Genomic DNA, 25143 nt, shown 5'->3' with positions numbered 1-25143 from the left:
CTACCCCGTGCAAGCCTATTCTGCACAGGCGTTATCCCTCAATGAGCAGGATTCGTCCGGCCTGATTCAGGAGTGTGAGCAATGTCCAATGAAGTGATCAACACGGTGAGGGTGCAAGCCGCCGCCGGCCGCTCGGATGAGCTGGGCAAGCAACTGCAGAAGATCGTCGAAACCCTGCGTGAACTGCCGGGTTGCGAGTCCTACATGGTCGACCGCTGCCCCGACGACAGTCATCGCTGGACGGTCAGCGCGCACTGGCAATCGGAAGCGGCCATGCAGGCGCATTTCAGCCGGCCAGAGGTGCAGGGCTTCATCGATTTGATCGACAGTCGGCTGGCCAACAGCGTCGACTTCAACAGTTTTCCCATCGTTTAAAGCAGATCAAAAGATCGCAGCCTCCGGCAGCACCTACAGAAACCCGTGTAGGCGCTGCCGAAGGCTGCGATCTCTTGATTTTCAGGCTTGATAAATCAATTGGTCACCCGATCTTCTCGAATATTGGCGGTGTGAACAGACCGCTTCAGGGTCTACCGTGAAGACCGACTCCTACACATCTTCAGGTGACCTTCATGAAAGTCCTGCCCCTGCTCGCTGCCCTGACCTTGACCGTTTGCACCTCGGCCTTCGCCCACGACCCATCGGAAAAAATCACCGTCCTGCAAGACCAGGCGCTGAAAAACGTACCAGGCAAAAAAGCCATGATGATCGAGGTCGATTACAAACCGGGTCAATCCTCCATCGCCCATAAACACGAGGGCACCGCCATGGCCTATGTGCTGGAAGGCGAAGTCGTTTCTCAAGTCAAAGGGGAAGAAGCGATCACCTACAAGAAAGGTCAATTCTGGTACGAGCCGGCCGGATCCGAACATTTGGTATCGAAAAACGCCAGCAAAACCAGACCAGCCAAATTGCTGGTGTTTATGGTGCTGTCGCCGGACGAACAAGTGTTGATCCCATTGAAAAACTGATGACCAGCGCGTCAGCCATAAATAAAAAAGCCCGAAAAGATGATTCAGGCCTTTTTATTTCCCGGCGAAATTAAAGCTTAATATTTAAAGCAAATAAAACTATTGGCCTGCCGACAAGCCTTCATATTGGCTACTTCGCTGGACGCCGACAGGTTTAGTCTGAAGCCACTGCCGACATCAAGTGGCAATCAAACTTCCCTAACTGCAGTTTGTTTCACCGGAGAGACACTATGAAACTTGCGTTAGTCAGTACCTTCGCGATTTCAATGCTGGCCTTGTCAGCCTGTTCTATTCCCACCGCACCCAAATCCTACTCATCACTCGATACCCTGTTCAGCAAACCGGTAGGCCGCAGCAGTGCCACCCAAGTGCAAAGCGGTCCCGGCGTGTCGCTGGGCATCGTCTACAGCCCGAGCACCCAGACCAACCGGGAATATCTGCGCGGCTACCAGGCCAACGCCGGCACCGGTTTCGGCCAGAGTCTGCTGGTGCAACCAATCCATGACGCCTATGTGGCCACCTCGAAACCCGACATGGCGGTGGACTGGGTCAAGGCCTCGTTACAGCGCCAGTTCGGCTCGGTGACGGTCTATCCAGACATGCAAAGCCTGCGCGCCGCCAGTCCCGACGTCGTGGCCATCGTCAATACTCATAGTCAGTTGATCACTTCGCGCAGTTCCGATATCAACGCGCAAGTCAGTGCGGATTTTTATGATGCGAAGTCCAACTACATCGGCACGGCGAAAGGGTCGGACGCGCGCGAATTGACGCCGTTATGGGCCGATTTCAAACGCTCTGAAGAGATTGTTGCGGATATTAATCAGCAGCAGGAAGTGCAAGTTCGCGCATTGCAAAAGTTTGACCAGTCACTCAGTAATTTATTGACCAGATCGACAGATAAATTATCAACACTGTAATTGGCCCACACAGATCATGTAGGGCGCGTGATGTGAAGCTCTAATAAAAAACCCCGGCATCTCTCGATACCGGGGTTTTTTCATTCAGCTTTCAATCAGGCAGTGGCAGGCACTACCGATTGACCGCTCAACGCCAGATCCAGCAGTTCGCGGTTGGCGACGGCGTACATGGCGTAGTCCGTGCCGCTCGCCGCACGGATTTCCACCAGCATGGCGCGCCAGCGTTCGATCATGCTTTCGTGTTGCCCCATCCACAGCGCAAGGCGTGCTTCCACATCCTGGCTGCCGTCGCCCTGTTGCAGGACGGAGATGGTGATCGCACGTTGCTGCCAGTCGACGTCATCGCGGAACGCCTCACGGGCCAGGGCTTGCCAGTTGTTTTCAACCGGCAGAGCGCTGATCTGTTGCAGGTACCAGGTGATGTCCAGCGCGCTGCCGACAGCGAAGTAGGCCTTAGCCACTTCGGCCGGATCCTGGCCGGTAACATCCGACGCTTCGATGATCGGCAGCAGCGTGTACAAGTGCGTAGTGCCAGCCACCATGCGCGCCAGCAACTCAGGCACACCGGCTTCGACATACGCCTGATAGCGCGCTTGCCAGGTTTCGCGGATCGGGCCGATCAGCAGTTCGTCGAGTTTGAGACCCAACTCCTTCAGATGCGGACCGAAGTGCGCGACGTCACGGGCAGCATTCTGCTCGTTGCGACGGGCACGCAGGAACCAGCGCGTGGCCCGACGGCCCAGGCGCATCAGCTCGTCCATCAGCTCCAGTTGCACGTCGGCAGAGACCTGATAATCCAGGGCTTCGATCTGACGGAACCAATGCGGGAGATGGAAAATGTCACGCACGATCACATACGCTCCGGCCACGTTCGCCGGGCTCATGCCGGTCGACTCTTTGAGTCGTTGAACGAAGGTGATGCCCATGTGGTTGACCAGATCGTTGGCGATCTGGGTGCTGACGATTTCGCGCTTCAGACGGTGACGGCGCATGGCTTCGGAGAACTTGCTGACCAGCGTCGGCGGAAAAGCGGTTTCCATGTCGCGGGTCAGGTAGTCGTCGTCCGGCACCAGGGAGCCGAGCAGTTGTTCCTTGAGATCGATCTTGCTGTAGGAGATCAGCACCGACAGTTCAGGACGCGTCAGGCCGTGGCCTTCAGCAACGCGCTCGTTGATCTGCTCTTCGGACGGCAGGAACTCGATGGCACGATCCAGCTTGCCACGGCCTTCCAGATCGCTCATCAGACGCTTGTACTCAGCGATCCGTGCATAGGCACGGCGCGCCGCCAGGGACAGGGCCTGCGTCTGCTTGTAGTTGTTGCCCAGCACCAGGTTGCCGACTTCGTCGGTCATGCTCGCCAGCAACTGGTTGCGTTGCTTGTCGGTCATGTCACCGGCCTGAACCACTTCGTTCAGCAGGATCTTGATGTTCACTTCGTGGTCGGAGCAGTCCACGCCACCGGCGTTGTCGATGAAGTCGGTGTTGGAACCGCCGCCATTGAGGCCGAATTCGACGCGACCCAGTTGGGTCATGCCGAGGTTACCGCCCTCGCCCACCACCTTGCAGCGCAGCTCGTTGCCGTTAACGCGCAGTGCATCGTTGGCCTTGTCGCCGACATCGGCGTGGCTTTCGCTGCTGGCCTTGACGTAGGTGCCGATGCCGCCGTTCCACAACAGATCCACTGGCGCCTTGAGCAAGGCATTCAGCAGTTCGGTCGGGGTCAGCTTGTCGGCCTGGATGTCGAAGCGTTCTTTCATCTGCGGCGAGATGGCGATGCTCTTCGCGCTGCGCGAGAAGATGCCGCCGCCTTCAGACATGATGCTGGTGTCGTAATCCGACCAGGCCGAACGTGGCAGGTCAAACAGACGTTGACGCTCGGCGAAGCTCGAAGCCGTTTCCGGGTTCGGGTCGATGAAGATGTGCAGATGGTTGAAGGCCGCGACCAGTTGCAACGTTTCGGACATCAGCAAGCCGTTGCCGAACACGTCACCGGCCATGTCGCCGACGCCGACCACGGTGATGCTGTCTTTCTGCACATTGATGCCACGCTCACGGAAGTGGCGTTGCACGCCGACCCACGCGCCCTTGGCGGTGATGCCCATTTTCTTGTGGTCGTAACCGGCAGAACCGCCGGATGCAAACGCGTCACCCAGCCAGAAGCCGTAGTCGATCGCGATGCCGTTGGCGATGTCGGAGAAGGTTGCAGTGCCCTTGTCCGCGGCAACCACCAGGTACGGGTCATCGTTGTCGTGACGCACAACATTGACCGGCGGCACCAATGCGCCGTCTTTCAGGTTGTCGGTGATGTCCAGCAAACCCGAAATGAAGATGCGGTAGCAGGCAATGCCCTCGGCCGCGATCTCGTCACGGCTGCCGCCCAGCGGCAGGCGACGCGGCAGGAAGCCGCCCTTCGCGCCCACCGGTACGATGACCGAGTTCTTCACTTGCTGGGCTTTTACCAGGCCGAGGACTTCGGTACGGAAGTCTTCTTCACGGTCGGACCAGCGCAGACCACCACGCGCCACGTTACCGAAGCGCAGGTGCACGCCTTCAACGCGTGGCGAGTAAACGAAGATTTCGAACTTCGGTACTGGCTTTGGCAGCTCTGGAATCGCGTGCGGGTTGAACTTGAAGCTGAAGTACGACTTGTTCTGACCGTTAGCGTCAGTCTGATAGAAGTTGGTCCGCAGGGTCGCCTTGATCAGGTCGAGGTAGCGACGCAAAATGCGGTCTTCGTTGAGCACCTGAACGTCGTCCAGTGCCGTGAGGATCGCTTGCTCCAGACGCTGTTGCTTGTCTTCCAGATCGTCTTCGGTGAGTTTGCGCGCCAGGTAAAAACGGGTCTTGAACAACCGGGTCAACTCGCGGGCGATGTCGGTGTGGTTGTTCAGGGTGCTGGCGATGTAACCGAGGTCGAAGCCCAGACGGATTTGCTTCAGGTAGCGGGCGTAGGCACGCAGCAGTGCCACGTCGCGCCATGGCAGGCCGGCGGTCAATACCAGTCGGTTGAAGGCATCGTTTTCGGCGTCGCCACGCACGATGTGGACGAAGGCGTCCTGCAAGGTGTCGTTGAGTTGCTGGATGTCGAGATCCAGGCCTTCGGCGGCGGTGAACGCGAAATCGTGAATCCAGAACTCGCGGCCATTGGTGTGGCGCAGACGGTACGGGAACTCACCGAGGACGCGCAAGCCGAGGTTTTCCAGGATCGGCAAGACGTCGGACAGTGCCAGCGGGGTATCGGCGTGGTAGAGCTTGCAATGCAGCTCGCGCTGACCGGATACCTGGCCCAGCGGCTGATAGAAGCTCATGACCAGCGGATTTTTTTCGCTGAGGTTGAGCAAGTGCTGCATGTCGACCACGGCCGAATGCGCGGCAAAACGCTCGCGGTAGCCGGCCGGGAAGCCTTTCGGGAAATCCGCCAGCACATTGGTGCCGCTCGCTTCGCCGAAGCTTTCGACGGTCAGTGCGGCGTAGTCGTCCTGCCAGCTGCGGCAAGCCTGCACTACTTCTTTTTCCAGCAACACCGGGTCGATGTCGAGGCGGTTCTTCGGATCAACACGCAGGATCAGCTGCACGCGAGCCAGCACGGACTCGGAGAAGAAGGTCCAGAACTCGCAATCGGAAGCCTTCAGGCGCTCCATCAATACTTGCTGGATCTTCTGACGGACTTCGGTGGAATAGATGTCGCGTGGCACGTAGGCCAGGCAGTAGCAGAAACGACCATACGGGTCTTTGCGCAGGAACACGCGGATCTTGTTGCGTTCCTGGATCTGCACGATTGACATCACGGTGCTGAACAGCTCGTCGACCGGGGTCTGGAACAGATCATCACGCGGCAGCACTTCGACGACCTGGGCCAGTTCCTTGCCCAGGTGAGCCTTGGCCTGGAAGCCGGAGCGGCGTTCGATTTCCTCGACCTTGCGGCGGATGTACGGGATGACCCGCACGCTCTCGCCATACACCGACGAGGTGTACAGGCCCATGAAACGGCATTCCTTGATGACGTTGCCATCGGCATCGATTTCGCGGATCGACACGTAGTCCGGGTAAGCCGGACGGTGCACACGGCTTGGATGCGCAGCTTTGGCGAACGACAGCAGGGTCGGTTCGCGCAGGTAGTTCACGGCGTAATCTTCGATGCGCAGGTCATCGTAGGTCAGGCCGGTACGCAGCAGTTTGGTCAGCCCCAGGAAGGAATTCTGGTCGTAGACGATGTGGCCGCCGTCGGCTTCATCGCGCACCACGAATTCTTCGTAGCCGAGGAACGTGAAGTGGTTGCCCACCAGCCATTCCAGAAAGCTTTTGATCTCGGCTTTTTCTTCAGCGTCGACCACGAACTGGCTGTTGTCCAGGCCGGTGAGGATTTCCTGAACCTTGGCTTTCATCGGTTCGAAATCAGCCACCGCGACGCGGACTTCACCGAGCACCTGTTCCAGCTCTTTGCTCAGCACATTCAATTCGGCCGCGTTGGCGCAGCGGTCGATTTCCAGGTACATCAGCGATTCTTGCAGGACGTCATCGCCCTGGGTGCCCTTCGGCAGGATTTCCAGCAATTCACCCTTGCTACCACGACGCACACTCAGCACGGTGGTTTGCAGGGTATGGATGCTGTAGCCGCGACGGTTCAGTTCGGTACGCACCGAGTCCACCAAAAACGGCAGATCGTGGTGAAGCACTTCGACCGCGGTGTGGGTCGACTGCCACCCATGGCGTTCGTAATCGGGGTTGTAGACGCGCACTTGCGGTTGCGCGTGATCGAAGCGCTCAAGCAGGCGCCACGCAGAAAGAGTACAGCCAGCGAGGTCGGAGAGACGACGTTGAGTCAGCTCGTCCAGGGAAATGATGCCGAAAAATTGCTCAGCGAACAGCGCCACTTGTGGCAGTGCCTGTTCACTGATGTGCTGCGCCAGTGCCGCTTGCAGTTGGTGCTGGAAGTCGGCTTTGCTGGCTGCGGTGAAGAACGCCATCTGTGGTACTCCGCTTGGGGCTTGTTATTGATGGAAAGCGTCGCTTGCAAAACCCCTGTTCGGGGCCTCCGTCGCCCTGTTCCTGAATCTCGGGCAGAGGAAACAGGGAGACAGGTGGGTGAAGCTGGACGAGACGTTGAGGTCACATTCACCTTCCATTGAATGGGCATCTGCAAAAACGACTGCCGAGAGGTCGGCAATGCCTTTACGGGTGCTCATCCGTTGCGCAGCTTAAAGGGTGCGACAACGTGCCTGCTTGCGGCGCTGCGACATATTCGGTCATTGGCACGTAAACCGAGGCTTTGGCACCGGTAAACACTAGCAGGCGCAGGACAAACCAGCGCTCTGAATCCCCGGATTTGCGGCACATTCGTGCCATAAACAGCGCTTGAAGAGCTACATATCCAGAAACGAAAACGCCCAACGCCGTTTTATCGACCTTGAGCGCGGCATCGGGTTCAGCGCCAGCGGTTGACGCGGATCAGTCCGGCAACTCTTCGTATGCCCGGAATTTGCTGATGGCGGCACAGTCGTAGCACTGCATTTGCAGGGTCAATTTATCCATGCTGGCGTCGATATTGCTGGAGTCGCACTCGCGGCAGAAGAGCTGCAAGTGGCCGACCAGGTCGCTGTCGAACGCATTGTTGTTGGTGCCACGATAAAAAGTCCTACAGCCAAGTCAGATATTTCATCATCAACAATCAGAACGTAACGCAGAAACTTTCCTACCACCCGCTCTTTAATCGACAAAGCGGACCAAAAACAACGAACAACAAGCCACACTTACACAAACTTACAACCTGACAAGAATTGTCTTACACAATTAAAAGACCAAGACCCTACAGAATATTTCTGTCGGCAGCGCTACTAATATGAGACCGAACCACGGAACAGGTTCTTTATCAGAAAAAGGAATTAGCACATGCGGCAACTGGAACTGTTGTCGCGTCTCTCCCTGTAGCTGCTGCCACCAGCGCATCTGTCATCGTAGCTGCTGGCTTGGTGATTGCAGTGGCAGCATTTTTACTGGACTCCACTAACGTGGAAAAAATCAACGCGATTATCCTAGAACAAATAGAAACCGCGTTACCTAGGTAACGAAAAAAAGTTGTATCAAGGTTGGGTCGTCCACACCGACTCAACCTTGGCTATCTAACTTATTACAGCCACGGCGGGTCAGAAATCCTTTATGACTGGAAAAGCATTCAACCCAACTTCATTCCTGTCGGCATTCGGGATTTTTTGCATTCCAATTTTCCTCATAAGTCTCTTACTGCCCGCGCACCCTCAAAACACACTGGACATTGCCATCAATGCATTCATAGATAACCAGCTATTTGGCATTATCGGGTTCTGGTCATCTCTTTTCCCCTTCAGTTCAAAGGCAGCCGCAAATTATGTCGCCATATTCGGGCCATTGTTAGCCATCCGCTCAACCTATCAAGCCGTCACAACAGAGTTCGACCCCACACAATTTGACAAAATGACACTCAAGCGATACCTAGCCATTCTCATTGGAGGCACACTTCTTTTCATACTTTATGCATGGAGTTTTTATCTGACTTCAAAAGACTTGGCAACAGCGACGGGAAAATACGGAGGACTCTTCGGGCTCAATGCAGTTTTCTTCTCTATTTTTTATTCAGCCATGTCGTTTTTTCTATACTTCATGGTTCCGTTCATGCTGCATCGCTGCTTTTTCTATATTCCCTGCCGTTTTATAAAGAAATGGTGGAGCAAAAAACAGAAATCCCGCAGCCAGGGCAGCAAAGTATTCGTTCAGCTGGCAAAATCAATTCTTTGGCGCATCCGTCGCGCTCGTCTAACCAGGAATACCCCGATGCAAATGACCACCGCCCTACTGATCGTCAACCCGTGCGACGACGAAGAAGACAACATGGCCATGCTCTGCTGCCACAGCGACAAGGGTGACATGTTCCTGATGAGCCGCTACCCGGACGAGGACGAGCTGGAGATCACCCTGGATGGCGAGCCGTCGACGCTGGACGGGGTCAAGGTGACCTTGACGCCGACGCTGTTGAAGATCGAAATCGCCGCTGGCGATGCCGATGCGTTGAATGGCGATGACGTGCTGGAAATTACCTACAACCCGGACATGGTGGATCTGGCTGAGGTTGAAGAAACCCTGAAGAACATCCTTGATGGCACGGGCACTTTTATCAGCCAAATTTGATGGTGCTCGAGCTGGCCCCATCGCGAGCAGGCTCACTCCTACATGGACGGTGCACGACGATCAATTGTAGGAGCGAGCCTGCTCGCGATGGGGCCAGTGCGGTCGTTGATGGTTATTGCCCTGCAAAAATCCAACAATTCCCGCAGTCGTTTCCCGCACTTTGTGCAAAATGCCGTTAGTCGCCACCCCCCACGATGGATTAAAGTAACGCCCCCAGCCCCGGCGTTATTTGAACGCCCGTGCCACCCTTTCCAGGAACAGTCATCGATGGAACATCGTGAAGCGCTTTTGGCGCTGCGAACCTTTCTTTCAACGCAGATCCTCGGCCAGGAAAAACTCATTGAGCGCCTGCTCATCGCCCTGCTCGCCGACGGTCATATGCTCGTCGAAGGCGCCCCGGGGCTGGCCAAGACGAAAGCGATCAAAGAACTCGCCGAGGGCATCGAAGCCCAGTTCCATCGTATCCAGTTCACACCCGACCTGCTGCCCGCCGACATCACCGGCACTGAGATCTATCGCCCGGAAACCGGCAGTTTTGTATTCCAGCAAGGCCCGATCTTCCACAACCTGGTGCTGGCGGACGAAATCAACCGCGCCCCGGCCAAAGTGCAATCGGCACTGCTCGAAGCCATGGCCGAGCGTCAAGTCAGCGTCGGACGCAGCACTTATGAGCTGTCGCCGCTGTTTCTGGTGATGGCCACGCAAAACCCGATCGAACAGGAAGGCACGTATCCGTTACCGGAAGCACAACTCGATCGCTTCCTGATGCACGTCAAGATCGGCTTCCCAGACGCCGCTGTCGAGCGGCGCATTCTCCAGCAGGCCCGCGGCGAAGCCCTGAACGGCGAAACCAAACCTGAGCGCCGGGTCAGCCAGCAGGCCATTTTCGCCGCGCGCAAGGAAATCCTCGGTCTGTACATGGCCGACGCCGTGGAGGAATACCTGGTGCAACTGGTCATGGCCACGCGCACCCCGGCCAAATTCGATCCGGAGATGGCCGAGTGGATCGCCTACGGCGCCAGCCCGCGCGGTTCCATCGCCCTCGACCGCTGCGCCCGGGCCCATGCCTGGCTGGCCGGTCGCGACTTCGTCAGCCCCGAAGACATTCAGGCGGTGCTGTTCGACGTGCTGCGTCATCGCATCATTTTGTCGTTTGAAGCCGAAGCCGCTGGCATTGATCAGGATCGGGTGGTGCAGCGGATTCTCGACGTCGTCGCTGTCGCTTGACCCCCATGAACGCTTCCCTGCCCTCCGAACCCGGTGTCCGTACCAGCCTCGCCGAACTGATCGAGATGCGTCACCGCGTGCGCGAAGTGCAGCTGTTTTCGACACCGAGCCAGCGCAGTCCGCTGATCGGCCTGCACCACTCGAAATTCCGTGGTCGCGGCGTCGATTTCGATCAGGTGCGGGTCTATCAGGCCGGCGACGACGTGCGCACCATCGACTGGCGAGTCACCGCGCGTACCCAGGAACCGCACACCAAGCTGTTCCACGAAGAGCGCGAGCGGCCGATCTTCATCATGGTCGAACAGAGCCGGCGCTTGTTTTTCGGCTCCGGGCTGACGTTCAAATCCGTACTCGCCGCACAAGCGGCGGCGCTGGTCGGCTGGGCGGCGCTGGGCCACAACGACCGGGTCGGCGGGCTGGTGTTCGGCGACAACGAGCATTACGAAATCAAGCCACGGCGCAGCAAGCAGTCCCTCTTGCAGTTGCTCAACCGGCTGGTACGGGTCAATCAGTCGCTGCACACCGAACGCGAACCTGATCGCGATGCTTTTGGGGTGGCGCTGCGTCGGGCGCGGGAAGTGTTGCGCCCCGGCAGTCTGGTTGTCGTGATTTGCGACGAGCGTGCGCTGTCCGACAGTGCCGAGCAGCAATTGAGCCTGCTGTCGCGTCATTGCGATCTGCTGTTGCTGCCAATTTCCGATCCTCTGGATCACGCCCTGCCCGCCGCCGGCCTGCTGCGATTCGCCGAACGCGGTGCGCAGCTTGAACTCGACACCCTCAACTTCGATCTGCGCCAGACTTACCGCGCCCAGGCCGAAGCGCGCATCGCTCGCTGGGAATTGCTCGCGCAGAAGCTGCGCGTGTTGCTGATGCCCTTGAGCACCCAGAGCGAAATGGTCGAGCAGTTGCGCGAATACCTGAACCCACAGCGCCCGGGGAAAGGTCGATGAACGGCCTCGAACAGCTGCAGCCGCTGATTTCCCCGCCGCCGATTGCCTTCTGGCCACCGGCACCGGGTTGGTGGCTGTTGCTGTTGTTACTGCCGCTGTCGGGCTTCGTCCTGTGGCGTCTGCGCCGTTTCATTCCGCTGAAAAAACGCCCTGTCGTCCGCGCCGAACAGCCGCTGGATCCGGTGCGTCTGGCCGCGCTCGTGGAATTGTCGCAAATGCCCAAGCCCTACGACGGCGCGCCGGCCGGCGCCTGGCTGCAGCAACTCAATGGCCTGCTCAAACGTCTGTGTCGCAACCACTACCCCTACAGTCAGAGTCACACGCTCAACGGCCGCAAATGGCTGGCGTTCCTCGACAACCGCTGCCCTGCCGCCGGGCTGACGCGCTGGATGGTACTGGTCGAAGGCGCTTACAAACCTGAATGCAAACTCGACGACAAGGCTATCGCCGGCCTGACGCAAGCCGTCGACACGTGGATTCGCAAACATGTTTGAGTTCGCCTGGCCGTGGATTTTCCTGCTGCTGCCCTTGCCATGGTTGATGCGCGTCGTGCTGCCGGTGGCGGACAGCGGTGAGCCGGCACTGAAAGTCAGCTTTCTCGCCGACCTTGAAGGCCTGGCCCGACGTCGTGCCCGCGCGCATCTGCCCGCCTGGCGTCAGCAGGCACCGTTCATTCTGTTGTGGTTATTGCTGCTGATCGCGGCGGCGCGCCCGCAATGGCTTGGCGAACCGTTGCCGATTGCCGCCAGTGGCCGGGACTTGCTGGTGGCGGTCGACGTCTCCGGCTCCATGGACTTTCCTGACATGCGCTGGCAGGACGAAGACGTCAGCCGTCTCGCGCTGGTGCAGCATTTGCTCGGCGATTTCCTTGAAAGCCGTGAAGGTGACCGGGTCGGCCTGATCCTTTTCGGCAGCCAGGCTTACCTGCAAGCACCGCTGACCTTCGACCGGCGCACCGTGCGCGTCTGGCTCGATGAAGCGCGAATCGGCATCGCCGGCAAAAACACCGCCATTGGCGATGCCATCGGCCTGGCCCTGAAACGTCTGCGCCTGCGTCCGGCCCAGAGTCGTGTGCTGGTTCTGGTCACCGACGGCGCCAATAACGGCGGAGAAATCGATCCGCTGACGGCGGCGCGTCTCGCCGCCAGCGAAGGAGTGAGAATCTACCCGATCGGCATCGGTGCGGATCCGCAAGACAGCGCCAGCGTCGGTCTGCTCGGCGTCAATCCGAGTCTGGATCTCGACGAGCCATCACTTAAAGCCATCGCCGAAGCCACCGGCGGACGCTACTTCCGCGCCCATGACGGCCAGGAACTGCAATCGATCAAAGACACCCTCGACCTGCTTGAACCGGTTACCCAGCAACCGACTGAGGCCCGTCCCGCACAGGCGTTGTATCACTGGCCGCTGGCGTTGGCGTTGCTGCTGAGCCTGTTGATGGTTGTGCGCGAGCGCTGGCCGAACAATCCGCTGCAACAGCTGTTCACCAAGGAACTCTATCTGCAAAGTCCATTGCCTGACTGGCGTGAACGCCTCAAGCGCCTGCGTTTGCGGAGGCGCCGATGATCGCCCTCTGGCCGCACTGGTTCCGTCCCTGGTGGCTGTTGCTGTTGCCGCTGCTCGGCTGGCTGCTCTGGCAACTCTGGCACCGGCAGAAACGCGCCGGGCGCTGGCAGATGATTCTGCCGCCCGCCTTTCATGGCACCCTGCTCAGCGGCGGAAACGGCCGGGACAGTAAGTTGCCATGGGTTGCTCTCGGCGTGGCCTGGTTATTGACGGTCGCGGCATTGCTCGGGCCGAGCTGGGAGCGCGTCGAACAGACCAGCCAGAAACCCGCCGACCCGTTGGTGGTGGTGTTGGAACTGACTCCGGAAATGCTCGCCACCGACTCGCCGCCCACGCGAATGGAGCAAGCCCGGCGCAAGCTGTTCGACCTGTTGCGGGTGCGCAGCGACGCGCAAACCGCCATCGTCGTCTATGCCGGCAGCGCGCACACGCTGGTGCCGCTGTCTGATGATCTGGCCACCAGCCGCAATCTGCTTGACGCGCTCAAGCCGTCGCTGATGCCGCAAACCGGTCATCGTGCCGATCTGGCGGTCGCCAAGGCACTGATGCTGCTGAAACAGGGTGCGCTCGGCCAGGGGCGGATTCTGCTGATCGGTTCATCATTGTCAGAGGAAGAACGCCAAGGCATCCGCCGGGCGCTGAGCGGGCAATCGACCACGTTGCTGATGCTCGGGGTCGGCACGGCCGAGGGCGCACCGATTGCCCAGGAGGACGGCAGTTTCCTCAAGGATGAGCAAGGCGCGATCCGCGTACCGCAACTGGACAGCGCGGGGTTGGGCGCTTTTCTCAATGCCGTCGGCGGCGACTACCGCAACCTGCGGCTGGATGACGCCGACCTTCGTGATCTCGGCCTGCTCGACGGGCCGCGCAGCCTGCGTCATGACGGCCAGACCGTGCGCCTCGACACCTGGGCCGATCAGGGTTACTGGCTGTTGCTGCCATTGCTGTTGCTCGCGGCTTGTGCCGGGCGCCGGGGCTGGCTGTTCTGCCTGCCGCTGCTATTGATCCTGCCGCAACCGAGCTACGCTTTCGACTTCGAGGATCTGTGGCTGCGTCCGGATCAACAGGGTTTGCACCTGCTCAAGCAAAAACGTCCGGCCGAAGCCGCCGAACATTTTGAAGACCCGCAATGGCAAGGGGTGGCGCTCTACGAGGCCGGCGATTACAGTGGCGCCGCCCAGCGTTTCGCCAAAGGCAACGACGCCCGCGCCCACTACAATCGGGGCAATGCCCTGGCCAGGAGCGGTGAGCTGGAAGCGGCGCTGGATGCCTACGATCAGGCGTTGGAAAAGCAACCGGATCTGCGCCCGGCGTTGACCAACAAGGCACTGGTGGAAAACCTGCTCAAACAGAAGAGCGCCCCGCCGCCCGCCGAGCCGGAGAGCAAACCATCGGAACAAAATCTGCCGGGCGATGAATCACCGCCCGCGACCGCGCCACCGCCGGCGGTCAGCAGCGAAACCCACGGCGAGGCGAGCCCCGAGCCGTCCGCTGAAGAACCACCGCCGACCGCCCCGCCGCTTCCGGGTGCCAACGAAATCCCGGACAGCGAGCCGAGCGAGGAGCAAGAGACACCGCAGGTTCACCCAGGCGAGGACAACCTGGCAGGCGAACAGCGCCAGGCGCTGGAGCAGTGGCTGGGGAAAATCCCTGACGATCCAGGCGAACTGCTAAGACGCAAGTTCTGGTACGAACAGCAACAACATCAGGATCAGGAAAACACTCGATGACCCGCTTCACCGCGCTCTTGCTGCCCTTGCTGGTTTGCACAGCCTCCGCCCAAGCGGTCGAGCTGACGTCCAGCGTGGATCGCAGTCGCCTGAACTCCGGCGAGACGATCGAACTCACCCTCGAATCCGACGATGTCACGCAGTTCGGCAAACCGGATCTGGCCCCGCTCGAACCGCTGTTCGAGGTGCGCGGCACGCGCCAGGTTAACCAGTTGAACACGCTCAACGGCGACAACCACGCCACCACTCGCTGGATCGTCACCTTGCTGCCCAGACAAAACGGCAGCGTGACCATCCCGCCGCTGCAACTGGGCGACACCGAAAGCCAGCCAATCACCGTGCAAGTGGTGGAAAGTGACGCGCGCGAAGACAACAATCAGCAAGCGCCAGTATTCATCGAAGCCAGCCTCGACCAGACCAGCGTCTATGTGCAGGCTCAAGCGATTTTGACCCTGCGCATTTATCACTCGGTGTCGCTGTACGACGACAGCAGCCTGACGCCGCCGCAAATCGCCGACACGCGCATCGAACAACTGGGCGATATGCGCACCTACGAAAAAGACATCAACGGTCTGCGCCATGGCGTGATCGAAATGCGCTACGCCCTCTATCCGCAGCACAGCGGTTTGCTGACGATTGCCCCGCAAACCTTCAGCGCCACCCGAGTGGATAACCAACCGACCCAGGACGCCGCCACACAAGGGCCGAAACCGGGCAAGTTGCTGCGGATCAAATCCGCCGAGATAACCCTCACAGTCAAACCCAAACCCATGACGTATCCCGCCGATGCGCCCTGGCTGCCGGCACGCAACCTGACCTTGAGTGAAACCTGGAGCCCCGAGCCGGAGCACGCGCAGGTCGGCGACTCCTTCACGCGTAGCCTGACCCTGAAGGTCGAAGGCCTCGCCGGCTCCCAACTCCCCGCCCTGCCCGCCACCGACGCCAATGGCTTGCGCCGCTATCCCGACCAACCGGTGCTGAGCAACCAGACCAGCGACCGTGGCCTGATCGGCAGCCGCGAGGAACGCGAAGCGCTGGTGCCTTCGCGCAGCGGTGCAATCGAGTTGCCGACCGTTGACGTAGTCTGGTGGAACACTTTCGAAGATCACCTCGAACACAGCAGCTTGCCGGCGCGCACCCTGCACGTGGCGGACAACCCGAGCCTGCAAGTCGATACGCCCACGGGTAACCCGCAAGCATCCGGCATAGATGGCGAAACTCTGTGGTGGTGGAAACTCAGCACCTTCGTGCTGGCTTGCACCACCCTGCTCGGCTTCGGCCTGTGGTGGCGCGCCCGATGGCAACCGGCGATTCTGCGCGCCGCGCAAACCGGCCCGAGCCCGCGCACCGTGCTCGACGACCTCAAACGTGCCACCCAGGCCAACGACCCACACGCCACCCGCCAGGCGCTGGATGCCTGGGCTCGTCAGCAACCGGAAACCCTTGCGGATATGGCGGCGCGCTTTGTGCCGCTGTCGGATGCGCTGGATGGCCTCAACGGTGCGCTGTACAGCGAAACCGGCCAGCACTGGCAAGGTGAAGACCTGTGGCGGGCGATCCGCACCATACCGATGGCGGAACGGGTTCAGGATGCAACCGGTGACAGTGGACTGCCGCCGCTTTACCCGAAGTAAAATTTCCCACAACGGGGTCGCCCACTAAAACGGAAGCGTCCTACACGAAATGTCGACTCGACCGACTGCGTAAACCCGTAGATCCACGCAAAGTCCCGTGCCTTTGAAAGACACAGGGAAATGTGGATGCCCAGTTCCAATAAGCCCGTCGATTTCGTCCTCGACATCGACGGTTTGCGCCACGACCTTCAAGTGCTTGAGTTCAGTGCCAGGGAGGCACTCAACCAACCCTACGAGGTTCTGCTCGAACTTGTCAGCGAACGGCCTGACCTTGCACTTGAATCGCTGCTGCATCAATCAGCCTTTCTGACATTTGCGCCAGACGGTTCGGGCATTCACGGGCAGATCCATCGAGTCGCTCAAGGTGATTCCGGCAAGCGCCTGACGCGGTATCAAATCACCCTGGTGCCCCGTCTCGCCTACCTCGCCCATCGCCACAACCAGCGTATCTTCCAGCACCAGAGCGTTCCGCAAATCATCGCCAGCCTTCTCGGCGACCATGGCTTGCAGTCCGACGCCTGGCATTTCCAGCTGAGTGTCGACTACCCGCCCCGGCCTTATTGCGTGCAGTACAACGAGTCTGACCTGAGTTTTCTCCAGCGCCTGTGCGAGGAGGAAGGGCTGCACTTTCACTTCCGGCACAGTGCTGCCGGACACACGCTGGTGTTCGGCGACGACCAGACCGTTTTCCACAAACCGGACACGCCCACGGCGTATGTACAAGGCAGTGGCATGGTTGCCGAGCTGGCCGTCATTGATCGTTTTCAGGTACGTCTGGAAACCCGCACTAATCACGTCATCCGTCGCGACTACCACTTCGAGAAACCTCAGGTGCAACTCGACGCCGCCGCAAAAAAACCGCACCTGCCCGCGCTTGAGGATTACGCGTTTCCCGGGCAGTTCACTCACCGCGAGCGCGGCAAACACTTGAGCCAACGGGCATTGGAACGGCATCGTGCCGATTTCCGCCAAAGCCATGGCCGCAGTGACCAAAGCCGCATGCACGCGGGCCATTTCGTCGACATGACCGGCCACCCGCGCGCGGACTGTAACGGTCTTTGGCTGCTCACTGGGATCACGCATCGTGGGAAGCAGCCGCAAGTGCTTGAGGAAACGCTGACGCAGGCGGCGTCCGCGGACGGCTTTCACCAAGGCTATCGCAACGAGTTCGTCGCAACGCCGTGGGATGTCCCGTTCCGCCCCGCCCTCGAACATTTGAAACCACGCATGGCCGGCACCCAACACGCCATCGTCACCGGGCCCGCCGGCGAAGAGATTTATTGCGACGCTTATGGTCGGGTCAAGGTTCAACTGTTCTGGGATCGCGACGGCGAGCGCAACGAACGATCCAGTTGTTGGCTGCGCGTCGCCGCAGGCTGGGCTCATGACCGGTACGGCAGCGTGCAGATTCCCCGCGTCGGCATGGAAGTGCTGGTGGGCTTTACCGACGGCGATCCGGACAAACCGTTCGTTCTCGGCTGCCTGCCCAACGCCTCGACGCCGGTGCCGCTGGATTTGCCAGCCGAACAGACCCGCAGCATCTTCCGCAGCCAGAGCAGCCCGGGTGGCGGCGGTTACAACGAGCTGCGCATTGAAGACCGAAAAGGTGCCGAAGAAATCGCCGTCCGCGCCCAGCGTGATTTCGTCCAGGTCGTCCTCAACGACGAACGCATTCAGGTCGACAACCAACGATCAGTGGTGGTCAGCGGCATCGCCAGCCATGAACTGCGCAGCGACGAACAGCACCTCACCCACGGCAATCGCCAGACTGAACTGAAGCAGGACGACCACCTCTGGGTACATGGCGACCAGCACATCCGCGTCGCCAGTCAGCGGCTCAGCGCCGCGCAACAGGTGCATCTCTGTGCCGGGCAGCAGATCGTCATCGACGCCGGCGCGAGCCTGACGATCAAGGCTGGCGGGCATTGGCTGACGTTGGGGCCGGACGGCATTTTCAGCAGCGTCCCCATTGTGCAAGGCGGCGTCCCCGCCACCGGTCTTCACGCAGAGCCGCTGATGCCCGGCACACTGCCGTTGCTGGCCGTGACGTTTGACCCGCAACAGCAACGCCGGACGCTGGTGTCCAATCGCACCGCACGGTGCCTGATTTGCGAGGCGGCGCAGCAATGATGCCCATGAAATCCTTTCCAGACGATCTCCCATGGGGGCAGCAACAAGCTCTTCTACTGCTTGATGGCGCGACAGTGACCGATTTGCCGGCGCAGCTGAAACAGCTCAACCCCGCTGCCATCACCATTGCGCTGTTCAACCGGCCGCCGTTTGTGGCCCTAGAGGACATCTCGCCATTGCTGGTGCCGGTGGATCGTGTCGACGAGCCCCTCGTACAATTTTTCCTCGCCCATGCCCACGAAGAATGGGGTGCGCTGCTGTTCAGCACAGAAGCGCCCCATGACGTCGCTGAACATTTGCGCAAGCTGCTGACGGTCGAGACGCCCGACGGCCATACGGTGCTGTTGCGGCTGGCCGATGCCGCCGTGATGCGTGCGTTGTTCGACACTGAAGATCCGCAACTGACCGGGCCATTGACCTGCGCAGTGACGGCCGACAGTCGCCATGGCAGCTGGCAGATTCAGCGACCCATCGAATTTGACACGCCGACACTTCAAACGCCTTACCGCTTGAGTGCCGGGCTGGATGCCGCGCTGACGGATGTCGATCAGCGCCGCGTGCTGCTTGACCTTGACGCTCATTTGCTCGCGCACTTTCCCGACCAGCACGTCGGTGACAGCGTCGCCTCTCGCTGGCCTGCGCTAGAGCAATGCCAGGCCCAAGCGCAGAGCATCGGCCTGAGCACACCGTCAGAGCTGCTGTATTACGCCAACGTCATGGCCTGGCTCGACGGCGATTCCGAGCAGCATCCGCAAATCCATCAGTTGCTCCATACGCCTTCCCTGCAATCACCCGGCGAACGCGTCGCTCTGGCGGCGGCGCTGGCTTACGACTGGGCTATACAACGAGGCCGACCATGACCCATCCCGCCAACCTCGCGGCCGCCGCTGCCTCGAAAACCACCGTCGGCTCACCCGGTGCCTGTCCCTTGCGGCAAACCCATGTGCAACTGCTGCCGTTGCGTTACGGGCTGGTCGAGCGGCCGCTTGATCCCAGTGCCGAGCTGACGCTGCCTTATGCCCTTTCCGCCCGGCCCGTGGGCGTGCGGATGTTGCGCGACGGCTGGCTGTACATCATCGACGGCCTCAGCGGCGAGCTTCACGAATACCGCACGCAGGACGGCACGGTCAGCGCGCTGCTGCACAAGGGTAAAACCGTCAGCGAGGATCAGCGTTCGCCCATCGAAGAGCGCCCGGCGCTGATTTTTTCCCGGCGCAGCACCTTGTACGTCACCTTCGCCGAGGTGCAGTGGACGGCGCAGAAATGCCGGCAAGTCCTCGACAGCGCCGAGGAGCGCGAACATTTCATGCAGGTTGTCGACCTGGGGGCGGTGAATTGCGAAACCGGCGGCAAGGATCTGTTGAACGTCCATCAGGCCAAACGCTGGTTGGCGGAGCTCGGTACCGCACCTGCGTCTACTGAAGGTGAGTTGCCTGCGGTGCAGGTCAGCGATGCCCCGGAACACGAGCGCGAACCCTATCTGTGGGAGCAGCCCCGGCGGTTTCGCGAGGCGCACATTGGCGAGTTTCTCGGTCGGGTGCAGCCGCCTTATCAGGACGACACATTGTTTCTGCTGGTCAACGACGATCTCGGCGTGCTGCGCGATCTGGCCGATTATCAGGATGTCGTGGTCGGCTGGGTCAACGACTGGATGGAGGCCGGCAACAACGAGCGCGATTACTTGCTGGCGAGTTATATCGAGTCGTTGAGTCAGCTTGGCGCCGAGGATTTCGACGGGCTGGCAAACGCCACTGACAGCCCTCAGGCCAAGGCGTTGTTTGCCGATCTGGAACAGTTGCCGGAACCGGATCGCACCCAAACCCGCACGGCCCTGCTCGACTATTTGAACCAGGGCGGCCGGATCGAACCGGACGAGATCAGCGCGACGCCAGAACTCACCCAGGCGAGGGAAAAGGCCCTCGACGAGTCATTGGCCCTGAACCGTTTCGATGGCATGGCGCCGGATTTCAACGCCCACAGCCGCACGTCGGCGGAGGCGGATCGGCGCTATTTCACCCGGCAGTATTTCGCCGCCATCGCGCCGGAGGACTTCGTCGATCGTCACCTGACTACGCTGGTCAATCTGGGCAAGGATCAGGATCGGCGCATGCGAGACGTGCTCGACGGCCCGGTGTTCAGCGGCAAGCGCGGGGTCAACGATCTCATTGACCGCCCGGCCATGGATCGAGTCCTTAATCAGCACCGCGACGACATCGGACGTTGGAACCGCTTGCTCGAGCGCATCACGACCGACCGTATTGATATGGTCTGCGCAGGCCGCTATCAACGGTCGGCCTGGTACTTCGATGCCAATGAACCGACGCAACTCGGCCAGGCCTTGGTGGCTGAATACGCCTGCGTCAAAGACCTCTGCCGCAGCGACGAAGCCAGCCTCAAGCTACTCGGCTATCTGGAGGAACACCCGGAACTGACCCGAGCGCTGTTTTACACCTTGCCGCTGCGCCTGCAACCGGATCAGGCCGCGCAATATTCAACCCTGTTCAATGCTGGCATGGCGACGTTCAACAACCTGCCGCACTGGCTCAAAACCCTGCAAACCGTCGAACACTCGCACCTGCCGGCCCTCGACGACCTGCCCGACCCCACCCGCGCCGTCGCCGAGGCCGTGCAGCACAGCTACAGCCCGGCGCTGAACCTGGGCCTGGCCCGGGCGCTGGAAAGTTTTGACTTGGACAGCGGCAAAATCCCCGACCTCGACGAACTGTTTCTGCGCCTGCCCAAAGCCCTGAAATTGCGCCTGTTCGACGCCGCACGAACCACCGGCGTGACCTTCACCGTCGCCAGCGCCGCCGAACACAGCGCCCTGCAAAGCGCGATCAAGGAAGTGCTCAGAGAACGCGAATACCTGATGACGCTCAACCGCGAACGCGACCGACTTACCCACAACAAAAACCGCCAGGGCCACAAAACGGCGCGGGCGGTGGAATTGCAGGAGGAAATTGTGCGGGTGCGCGCGCAACTGGCGCTGATTGAAGGGAGGCTTGCCGGGGCGTTGAGCCCGATTGCCGAACTGCCGGATGCATCGATGCGCTTGTATGGCGCAACGCCGGCGCGGGCCGGGGTGACGGCGGTGTTTGCGCCGGCGCAGCAACAGGAAGTGCGGGGGGTGTTGAGGAATATTCGGCTGGGGGTCGCGAGTGTGCCGAATGCGAGTCTGGTGAGGACGGAGGGGTTGGGGTTGGTGGTTTTGATGGTGCAGGTGGTGAATTTGGTGGGCGTATTTCGAGAAGTACGCAACCAGGTGCCTAACGAGCGAGTTTGGAAACCTTTGATCACTGCGACGGCAGCGACTGGGGCCGTCGGGTTTATTGCTGCGCAAAGTTTTACGGACACAGCATTGAAAGCGCGCAGTTCAACGCTTGTTGCAGGCCTTCAACATCATGCTTTGCAAAATGTACATATACAGATGGGCAAGCTACATATTGGGTTGGGGCTTGTTACCTATGGTCTTGGGTTCCTTTCCTCAGCCGTTAGTCTTAACAATCAACTCCAAAATTGGGAGCAAGCGGTTCGCAGTGGAAATCGCTCAGCCAAGAGCGCCGCATCTCTCGCTGCGGTGGGAGCGGCAGGAATGACAACCGTCAATGCATATGGTCTGGGTCAAACGTTGTACTCGGGCTATACCGTCATTACCGCAGCAAACAGCGCCGCACGCAAAGCCGCCTGGGCCGCAGCCGGTACACGTCTCTCCACAGTGTTTTTTCGCTTTAATCTCGCCGGGGCGTTATTCACGGTGCTCGAACTAAGCGGTACCTGGCTATTCAACCGCTACAACATCAGCGCCCATGATAAATGGCTAAAAATCACCCCGTGGAGCCTGGACGCCGAAACTCGCGGCGATCACTCACTGGACGATTATCAACGCTATCTGGCCTTTCTCATTCAAGCGCCCTATGCCCAACTGGGCGAGAACCCACACGACTCATGGCTCAAAAGCCTGCTTTTCAAAGCCAGGCCCAGCGATATCCATTTGGTTTTGCCAGGATTAACGCTGGCCAACTTCCTGCCACCACTGGGTGGGAAACCGAGCCATCGACTGGGTATCGGCGCACACCGTATTTCCATGCCTTTGCACAGTCGCGGCGCGCCACGCGAACGCAAGGATGTCATCAGCGAGGAAGTCGTCAGCAGCTTGCGAATTGTGCAATCAAAGCCCGAGGGGCTGGTGCTCTGCCTTCAATATCCCGTAGATCCGGACACGGAGTTCACCCCTGCCACTGAAACACTGGAACTGGCCGTCTGCATCCAGACCCTGAACGCCAAAGGTGAATGGATATCACGAACTCAAGTGATCCATCTGAAGCCTCGCAGTGAGGGCCACTTTGCTGTGGTTTCCCCTCAACTGGTCAAAGGCAATCCACCGGTTTTGCATGTTGAAACCCAATTTCTGGAGCGGGCCGATCATGCCGAATAAATGCGAGTTCTCCGTATGTCAATCCCTACTCCAAAAGCCTCCTAAGGCGGGAGACATCGAACCTTTCGTTGGGGGAAAAATTACCTATCTTGCTCCACTCCCATTACCCACACCCATGCCTGCCTACGGCCCGCATATCGGCGAATTAAACGATGCGTATATGGACTTCGGGCTTGGTTCTCCTGCCGTTTTTTCGTGGCAGGTCATATTGGGAGGCACATTCGCTCTTTCGTTTACACAAATATTTATATTCCCCCTGATCACCGGAATGATGGGAATTATATTTGGGTATGAATCAGAACTTATCTGGGAATCAATGGTGGGCATTTTTGAAGTTGGGCACGAAACCACTTCAGTAGTCGGCCCACTTATTCTGTTCATAGGCCTCGCCACCTGGCACCACAACCACAAAAAACGCATCTCAATCATCCCCACCCGCTTCAACCGCCAACGCCGCGAAGTCTGTTTCATGCCCGAAGGCGCCACCGAACCGGTCTTCGTCCCCTGGGAATCACTCTCGGCCTGGATCATCGAAGCCCAAGGCGTGACCCAATACGGCGTCCAGCGCCAATACGGCATGGGCATCGGTTTCCAGCACGGCGAAAACCTGACCAGCGTGGAATTCCCCTGCGCCGGCCTGCCGCTCGCCATCAGCCACTGGGAAGCGATTCGCGGCTACATGGAATACGAGGTCAACGACCTCAAATCCACCCAGGATCTGCAAGACCTTCAAGGCCCCGACGACCCACCGCACGAAGGCCTGCACACCTTCTACAACGCCCGCGCCCGCATGCACCAGGAAATCCGCAACGGCGAACGCAATCGGCTGTCGGGGTTCTTCTGGTATCTCTATCACGTCATGACGCTGTGGACGCTGCCCAACCACATCACCGAATGGGAGGTGCGGCGCCTGGCAAGAATCGGCAAACAGACATTGCCCGACGTCATGCGCGAATGGTCAGAACCGCTGCCAAAGGCCCAATGGGCCAAGCCGAGCGAAATACTGCTGCGCCTGAGCGAACAAGTGCGCAAACTGCAAAAACGCCAGCCGCGCCGGCCGATTACCGAGATCTTTGCAGAAGTGCAACGCTCGGCGCTGAACGGAGCGAAACACGCATGAGTACGCCTTCAAAGTTGCCAATTAATGACCAAACCCGAAACGCCGGAGAGATTGAGCCTTTCCCTGGCGGAACGATCACCTACTTAGCCCCCCTGCCATTACCCACCCTTTCGCCGGCCTATGGCCCTCATATAGGGGAACTAAATAATGTGTTCATGGATTTCGGGTTAGGGGCGCTACACGTGTTTTCTTGGCAAGTCATATTAGGGGGACCATTCAGTGTTTCGTTCATGATCGTCTTTTTATTCCCTTTGTTGACGGGATTTTTGGGGATTATTTTTGGTTATGAATTAGGACATATCTGGGAATCAATGATCGCGATGTTTGAAGTTGGGTACGAAACCACATTATCAACTTCCCCTTTCCTCCTGTTGATAGGCCTTGGCGTCTGGCACCACAACCACAAAAAACGCGCCTCAATCATCCCCACCCGCTTCAACCGCCAACGCCGCGAAGTCTTTTTCATGCCCGAAGGCGCTACCGAACCGGTCTTCGTCCCCTGGGAATCACTCTCGGCCTGGATCATCGAAGCCCAGGGCGTCAGCCAATACGGCGTCCAGCGCCAATACGGCATGGGCATCGGTTTCCAGCACGGCGAAACCCTGACCAGCGTGGAATTCCCCTGCGCCGGCCTGCCGCTCGCGATCAGCCACTGGGAAGCGATTCGCGGCTACATGGAATACGAGGTCAACGACCTCAAATCCATCCAGGATCTGCAAGACCTGCAAGGCCCCGACGATCCGCCCCACGAAGGCCTGCACACCTTCTACAACGCCCGCGCCCGCATGCATCAGGAAATCCGCAACGGCGAACGCAATCGGTTGTCGGGGTTCTTTTGGTACCTCTATCACGTCATGACCCTGTGGACGCTGCCCAACCACATCACCGAATGGGAAGTGCGGCGCCTGGCAAGAATCGGCAAACAGACATTGCCCGACGTCATGCGCGAATGGTCAGAACCGCTGCCAAACGCGCAATGGGCCAAGCCGAGCGAAGCATTGCTGCGCCTGAGCGAACAAGTGCGCAAACTGCAAAAACGCCAGCCGCGCCGGCCGATTACCGAGATCTTTGCAGAAGTGCAACGTTCGGCGCCGAACGGAAAGCGTCGCGCATAAGCGGACATGGCCACGCTTTTCGTCCTGCTGTTCGATGCCGTCGATGATTTCAACGACGTACTCTGCGGCGAAACCGGTCATCGTTTCTGTAGGAGGTGCCGAAGGCTGCTCCTACATTGGGAACGGGCATCCGCGTTCAAATGCCAGTAAACTCCTCTCCTTTTCGCCGCCCTTTTCGTCTTCGCGGCCA

At 59.4% G+C, this 25143-nt stretch carries 17 protein-coding genes; 15 read left to right on the top strand and 2 right to left on the bottom strand.

Annotation, left to right across the window (positions count from 1 at the left end; translation table 11 throughout):
• The first annotated feature begins 81 nt into the window (after window positions 1-81).
• The 3 genes from GIW69_RS15215 to GIW69_RS15205 all read left to right on the top strand — a co-directional run bounded on the left by GIW69_RS15215 (window position 82) and on the right by GIW69_RS15205 (window position 1885).
• Complete coding sequence (locus GIW69_RS15215; RefSeq protein WP_236483497.1) at window positions 82-375, top strand: putative quinol monooxygenase; 294 nt, start codon at window positions 82-84, stop codon at window positions 373-375.
• A gap of 194 nt (window positions 376-569) precedes the next feature.
• Window positions 570-968: a cupin domain-containing protein gene (locus tag GIW69_RS15210; RefSeq protein ID WP_236483496.1), complete on the top strand. Its 399-nt coding sequence runs from the start codon at window positions 570-572 to the stop codon at window positions 966-968.
• Window positions 969-1198: 230 nt separating this feature from the next.
• Window positions 1199-1885, top strand: coding sequence for an ATPase (locus GIW69_RS15205; protein WP_236483495.1), 687 nt, complete (start codon window positions 1199-1201; stop codon window positions 1883-1885).
• 95 nt (window positions 1886-1980) lie between these two features.
• Here the strand turns inward: GIW69_RS15205 and GIW69_RS15200 are convergent, their stop codons facing one another.
• A complete protein-coding gene (locus GIW69_RS15200) occupies window positions 1981-6852 on the bottom strand; it encodes an NAD-glutamate dehydrogenase (RefSeq protein WP_236483494.1) in 4872 nt (1623 codons plus the stop codon).
• A gap of 481 nt (window positions 6853-7333) precedes the next feature.
• Window positions 7334-7465 carry a hypothetical protein gene (locus GIW69_RS26225; protein ID WP_268945583.1) on the bottom strand — a complete coding sequence of 44 codons (132 nt, stop codon included), beginning with the start codon at window positions 7463-7465 and terminating at the stop codon, window positions 7334-7336.
• 1227 nt (window positions 7466-8692) lie between these two features.
• On the opposite strand from GIW69_RS26225, the gene GIW69_RS15195 reads away from it, so the two are divergent.
• The 12 genes from GIW69_RS15195 (at window position 8693) to GIW69_RS15140 (ending at window position 24953) form a co-directional block, all read left to right on the top strand.
• Window positions 8693-9046, top strand: coding sequence for a hypothetical protein (locus GIW69_RS15195; protein WP_236483509.1), 354 nt, complete (start codon window positions 8693-8695; stop codon window positions 9044-9046).
• 267 nt (window positions 9047-9313) lie between these two features.
• The gene (locus GIW69_RS15190; protein ID WP_003218556.1) at window positions 9314-10273 is read left to right on the top strand and encodes an AAA family ATPase; all 960 of its coding nucleotides are present in this window, start codon (window positions 9314-9316) and stop codon (window positions 10271-10273) included.
• 5 nt (window positions 10274-10278) lie between these two features.
• A complete protein-coding gene (locus tag GIW69_RS15185) occupies window positions 10279-11223 on the top strand; it encodes a DUF58 domain-containing protein (RefSeq protein ID WP_236483493.1) in 945 nt (314 codons plus the stop codon).
• On the top strand, window positions 11220-11717 hold the full coding sequence (locus GIW69_RS15180) for a DUF4381 domain-containing protein (RefSeq protein WP_236483492.1): 498 nt from the start codon (window positions 11220-11222) through the stop codon (window positions 11715-11717). The genes GIW69_RS15185 and GIW69_RS15180 overlap by 4 nt, the downstream gene beginning before the upstream one ends.
• On the top strand, window positions 11710-12789 hold the full coding sequence (locus GIW69_RS15175; protein WP_236483491.1) for a vWA domain-containing protein: 1080 nt from the start codon (window positions 11710-11712) through the stop codon (window positions 12787-12789). The genes GIW69_RS15180 and GIW69_RS15175 overlap by 8 nt, the downstream gene beginning before the upstream one ends.
• Window positions 12786-14519, top strand: coding sequence for a tetratricopeptide repeat protein (locus GIW69_RS15170; protein WP_236483490.1), 1734 nt, complete (start codon window positions 12786-12788; stop codon window positions 14517-14519). The genes GIW69_RS15175 and GIW69_RS15170 overlap by 4 nt, the downstream gene beginning before the upstream one ends.
• Window positions 14516-16153, top strand: coding sequence for a BatD family protein (locus tag GIW69_RS15165; protein WP_236483489.1), 1638 nt, complete (start codon window positions 14516-14518; stop codon window positions 16151-16153). Before GIW69_RS15170 ends, GIW69_RS15165 begins: the two co-directional genes overlap by 4 nt.
• A gap of 126 nt (window positions 16154-16279) precedes the next feature.
• Window positions 16280-18283, top strand: a complete 2004-nt coding sequence (locus GIW69_RS15160) for a type VI secretion system Vgr family protein (RefSeq protein WP_496570922.1) — start codon at window positions 16280-16282, stop codon at window positions 18281-18283.
• A 5-nt stretch (window positions 18284-18288) separates the two neighbouring features.
• The gene (locus tag GIW69_RS15155) at window positions 18289-19143 is read left to right on the top strand and encodes a DUF4123 domain-containing protein (protein ID WP_236483487.1); all 855 of its coding nucleotides are present in this window, start codon (window positions 18289-18291) and stop codon (window positions 19141-19143) included.
• Window positions 19140-22718 carry a toxin VasX gene (locus GIW69_RS15150; RefSeq protein ID WP_236483486.1) on the top strand — a complete coding sequence of 1193 codons (3579 nt, stop codon included), beginning with the start codon at window positions 19140-19142 and terminating at the stop codon, window positions 22716-22718. Before GIW69_RS15155 ends, GIW69_RS15150 begins: the two co-directional genes overlap by 4 nt.
• Window positions 22719-23034: 316 nt before the next feature.
• Window positions 23035-23838 (top strand): hypothetical protein, encoded by an 804-nt coding sequence (locus GIW69_RS15145; RefSeq protein WP_236483485.1) that lies wholly within the window; start codon window positions 23035-23037, stop codon window positions 23836-23838.
• On the top strand, window positions 23835-24953 hold the full coding sequence (locus GIW69_RS15140) for a hypothetical protein (RefSeq protein ID WP_236483484.1): 1119 nt from the start codon (window positions 23835-23837) through the stop codon (window positions 24951-24953). Before GIW69_RS15145 ends, GIW69_RS15140 begins: the two co-directional genes overlap by 4 nt.
• Window positions 24954-25143: the final 190 nt, after the last annotated feature.

This window comes from Pseudomonas syringae (assembly GCF_021605415.1).
In the GTDB taxonomy this organism is placed as follows: Bacteria; Pseudomonadota; Gammaproteobacteria; order Pseudomonadales; family Pseudomonadaceae; genus Aquipseudomonas; species Aquipseudomonas syringae_S.
This window is presented reverse-complemented; position numbering and strand designations above follow the sequence as displayed.

Excerpts from the sequence above, each read along its gene's own strand:
- GIW69_RS15215 (WP_236483497.1), top strand. The coding sequence starts at position 82 with ATGTCCAATGAAGTGATCAACACGGTGAGGGTGCAAGCCGCCGCCGGC.
- GIW69_RS15210 (WP_236483496.1), top strand. The coding sequence starts at position 570 with ATGAAAGTCCTGCCCCTGCTCGCTGCCCTGACCTTGACCGTTTGCACC.
- GIW69_RS15205 (WP_236483495.1), top strand. The coding sequence starts at position 1,199 with ATGAAACTTGCGTTAGTCAGTACCTTCGCGATTTCAATGCTGGCCTTG.
- GIW69_RS15200 (WP_236483494.1), bottom strand. The coding sequence starts at position 6,852 with ATGGCGTTCTTCACCGCAGCCAGCAAAGCCGACTTCCAGCACCAACTG.
- GIW69_RS15195 (WP_236483509.1), top strand. The coding sequence starts at position 8,693 with ATGCAAATGACCACCGCCCTACTGATCGTCAACCCGTGCGACGACGAA.
- GIW69_RS15190 (WP_003218556.1), top strand. The coding sequence starts at position 9,314 with ATGGAACATCGTGAAGCGCTTTTGGCGCTGCGAACCTTTCTTTCAACG.
- GIW69_RS15185 (WP_236483493.1), top strand. The coding sequence starts at position 10,279 with ATGAACGCTTCCCTGCCCTCCGAACCCGGTGTCCGTACCAGCCTCGCC.
- GIW69_RS15180 (WP_236483492.1), top strand. The coding sequence starts at position 11,220 with ATGAACGGCCTCGAACAGCTGCAGCCGCTGATTTCCCCGCCGCCGATT.
- GIW69_RS15175 (WP_236483491.1), top strand. The coding sequence starts at position 11,710 with ATGTTTGAGTTCGCCTGGCCGTGGATTTTCCTGCTGCTGCCCTTGCCA.
- GIW69_RS15170 (WP_236483490.1), top strand. The coding sequence starts at position 12,786 with ATGATCGCCCTCTGGCCGCACTGGTTCCGTCCCTGGTGGCTGTTGCTG.
- GIW69_RS15165 (WP_236483489.1), top strand. The coding sequence starts at position 14,516 with ATGACCCGCTTCACCGCGCTCTTGCTGCCCTTGCTGGTTTGCACAGCC.
- GIW69_RS15160 (WP_496570922.1), top strand. The coding sequence starts at position 16,280 with ATGCCCAGTTCCAATAAGCCCGTCGATTTCGTCCTCGACATCGACGGT.
- GIW69_RS15155 (WP_236483487.1), top strand. The coding sequence starts at position 18,289 with ATGAAATCCTTTCCAGACGATCTCCCATGGGGGCAGCAACAAGCTCTT.
- GIW69_RS15150 (WP_236483486.1), top strand. The coding sequence starts at position 19,140 with ATGACCCATCCCGCCAACCTCGCGGCCGCCGCTGCCTCGAAAACCACC.
- GIW69_RS15145 (WP_236483485.1), top strand. The coding sequence starts at position 23,035 with ATGGTGGGCATTTTTGAAGTTGGGCACGAAACCACTTCAGTAGTCGGC.
- GIW69_RS15140 (WP_236483484.1), top strand. The coding sequence starts at position 23,835 with ATGAGTACGCCTTCAAAGTTGCCAATTAATGACCAAACCCGAAACGCC.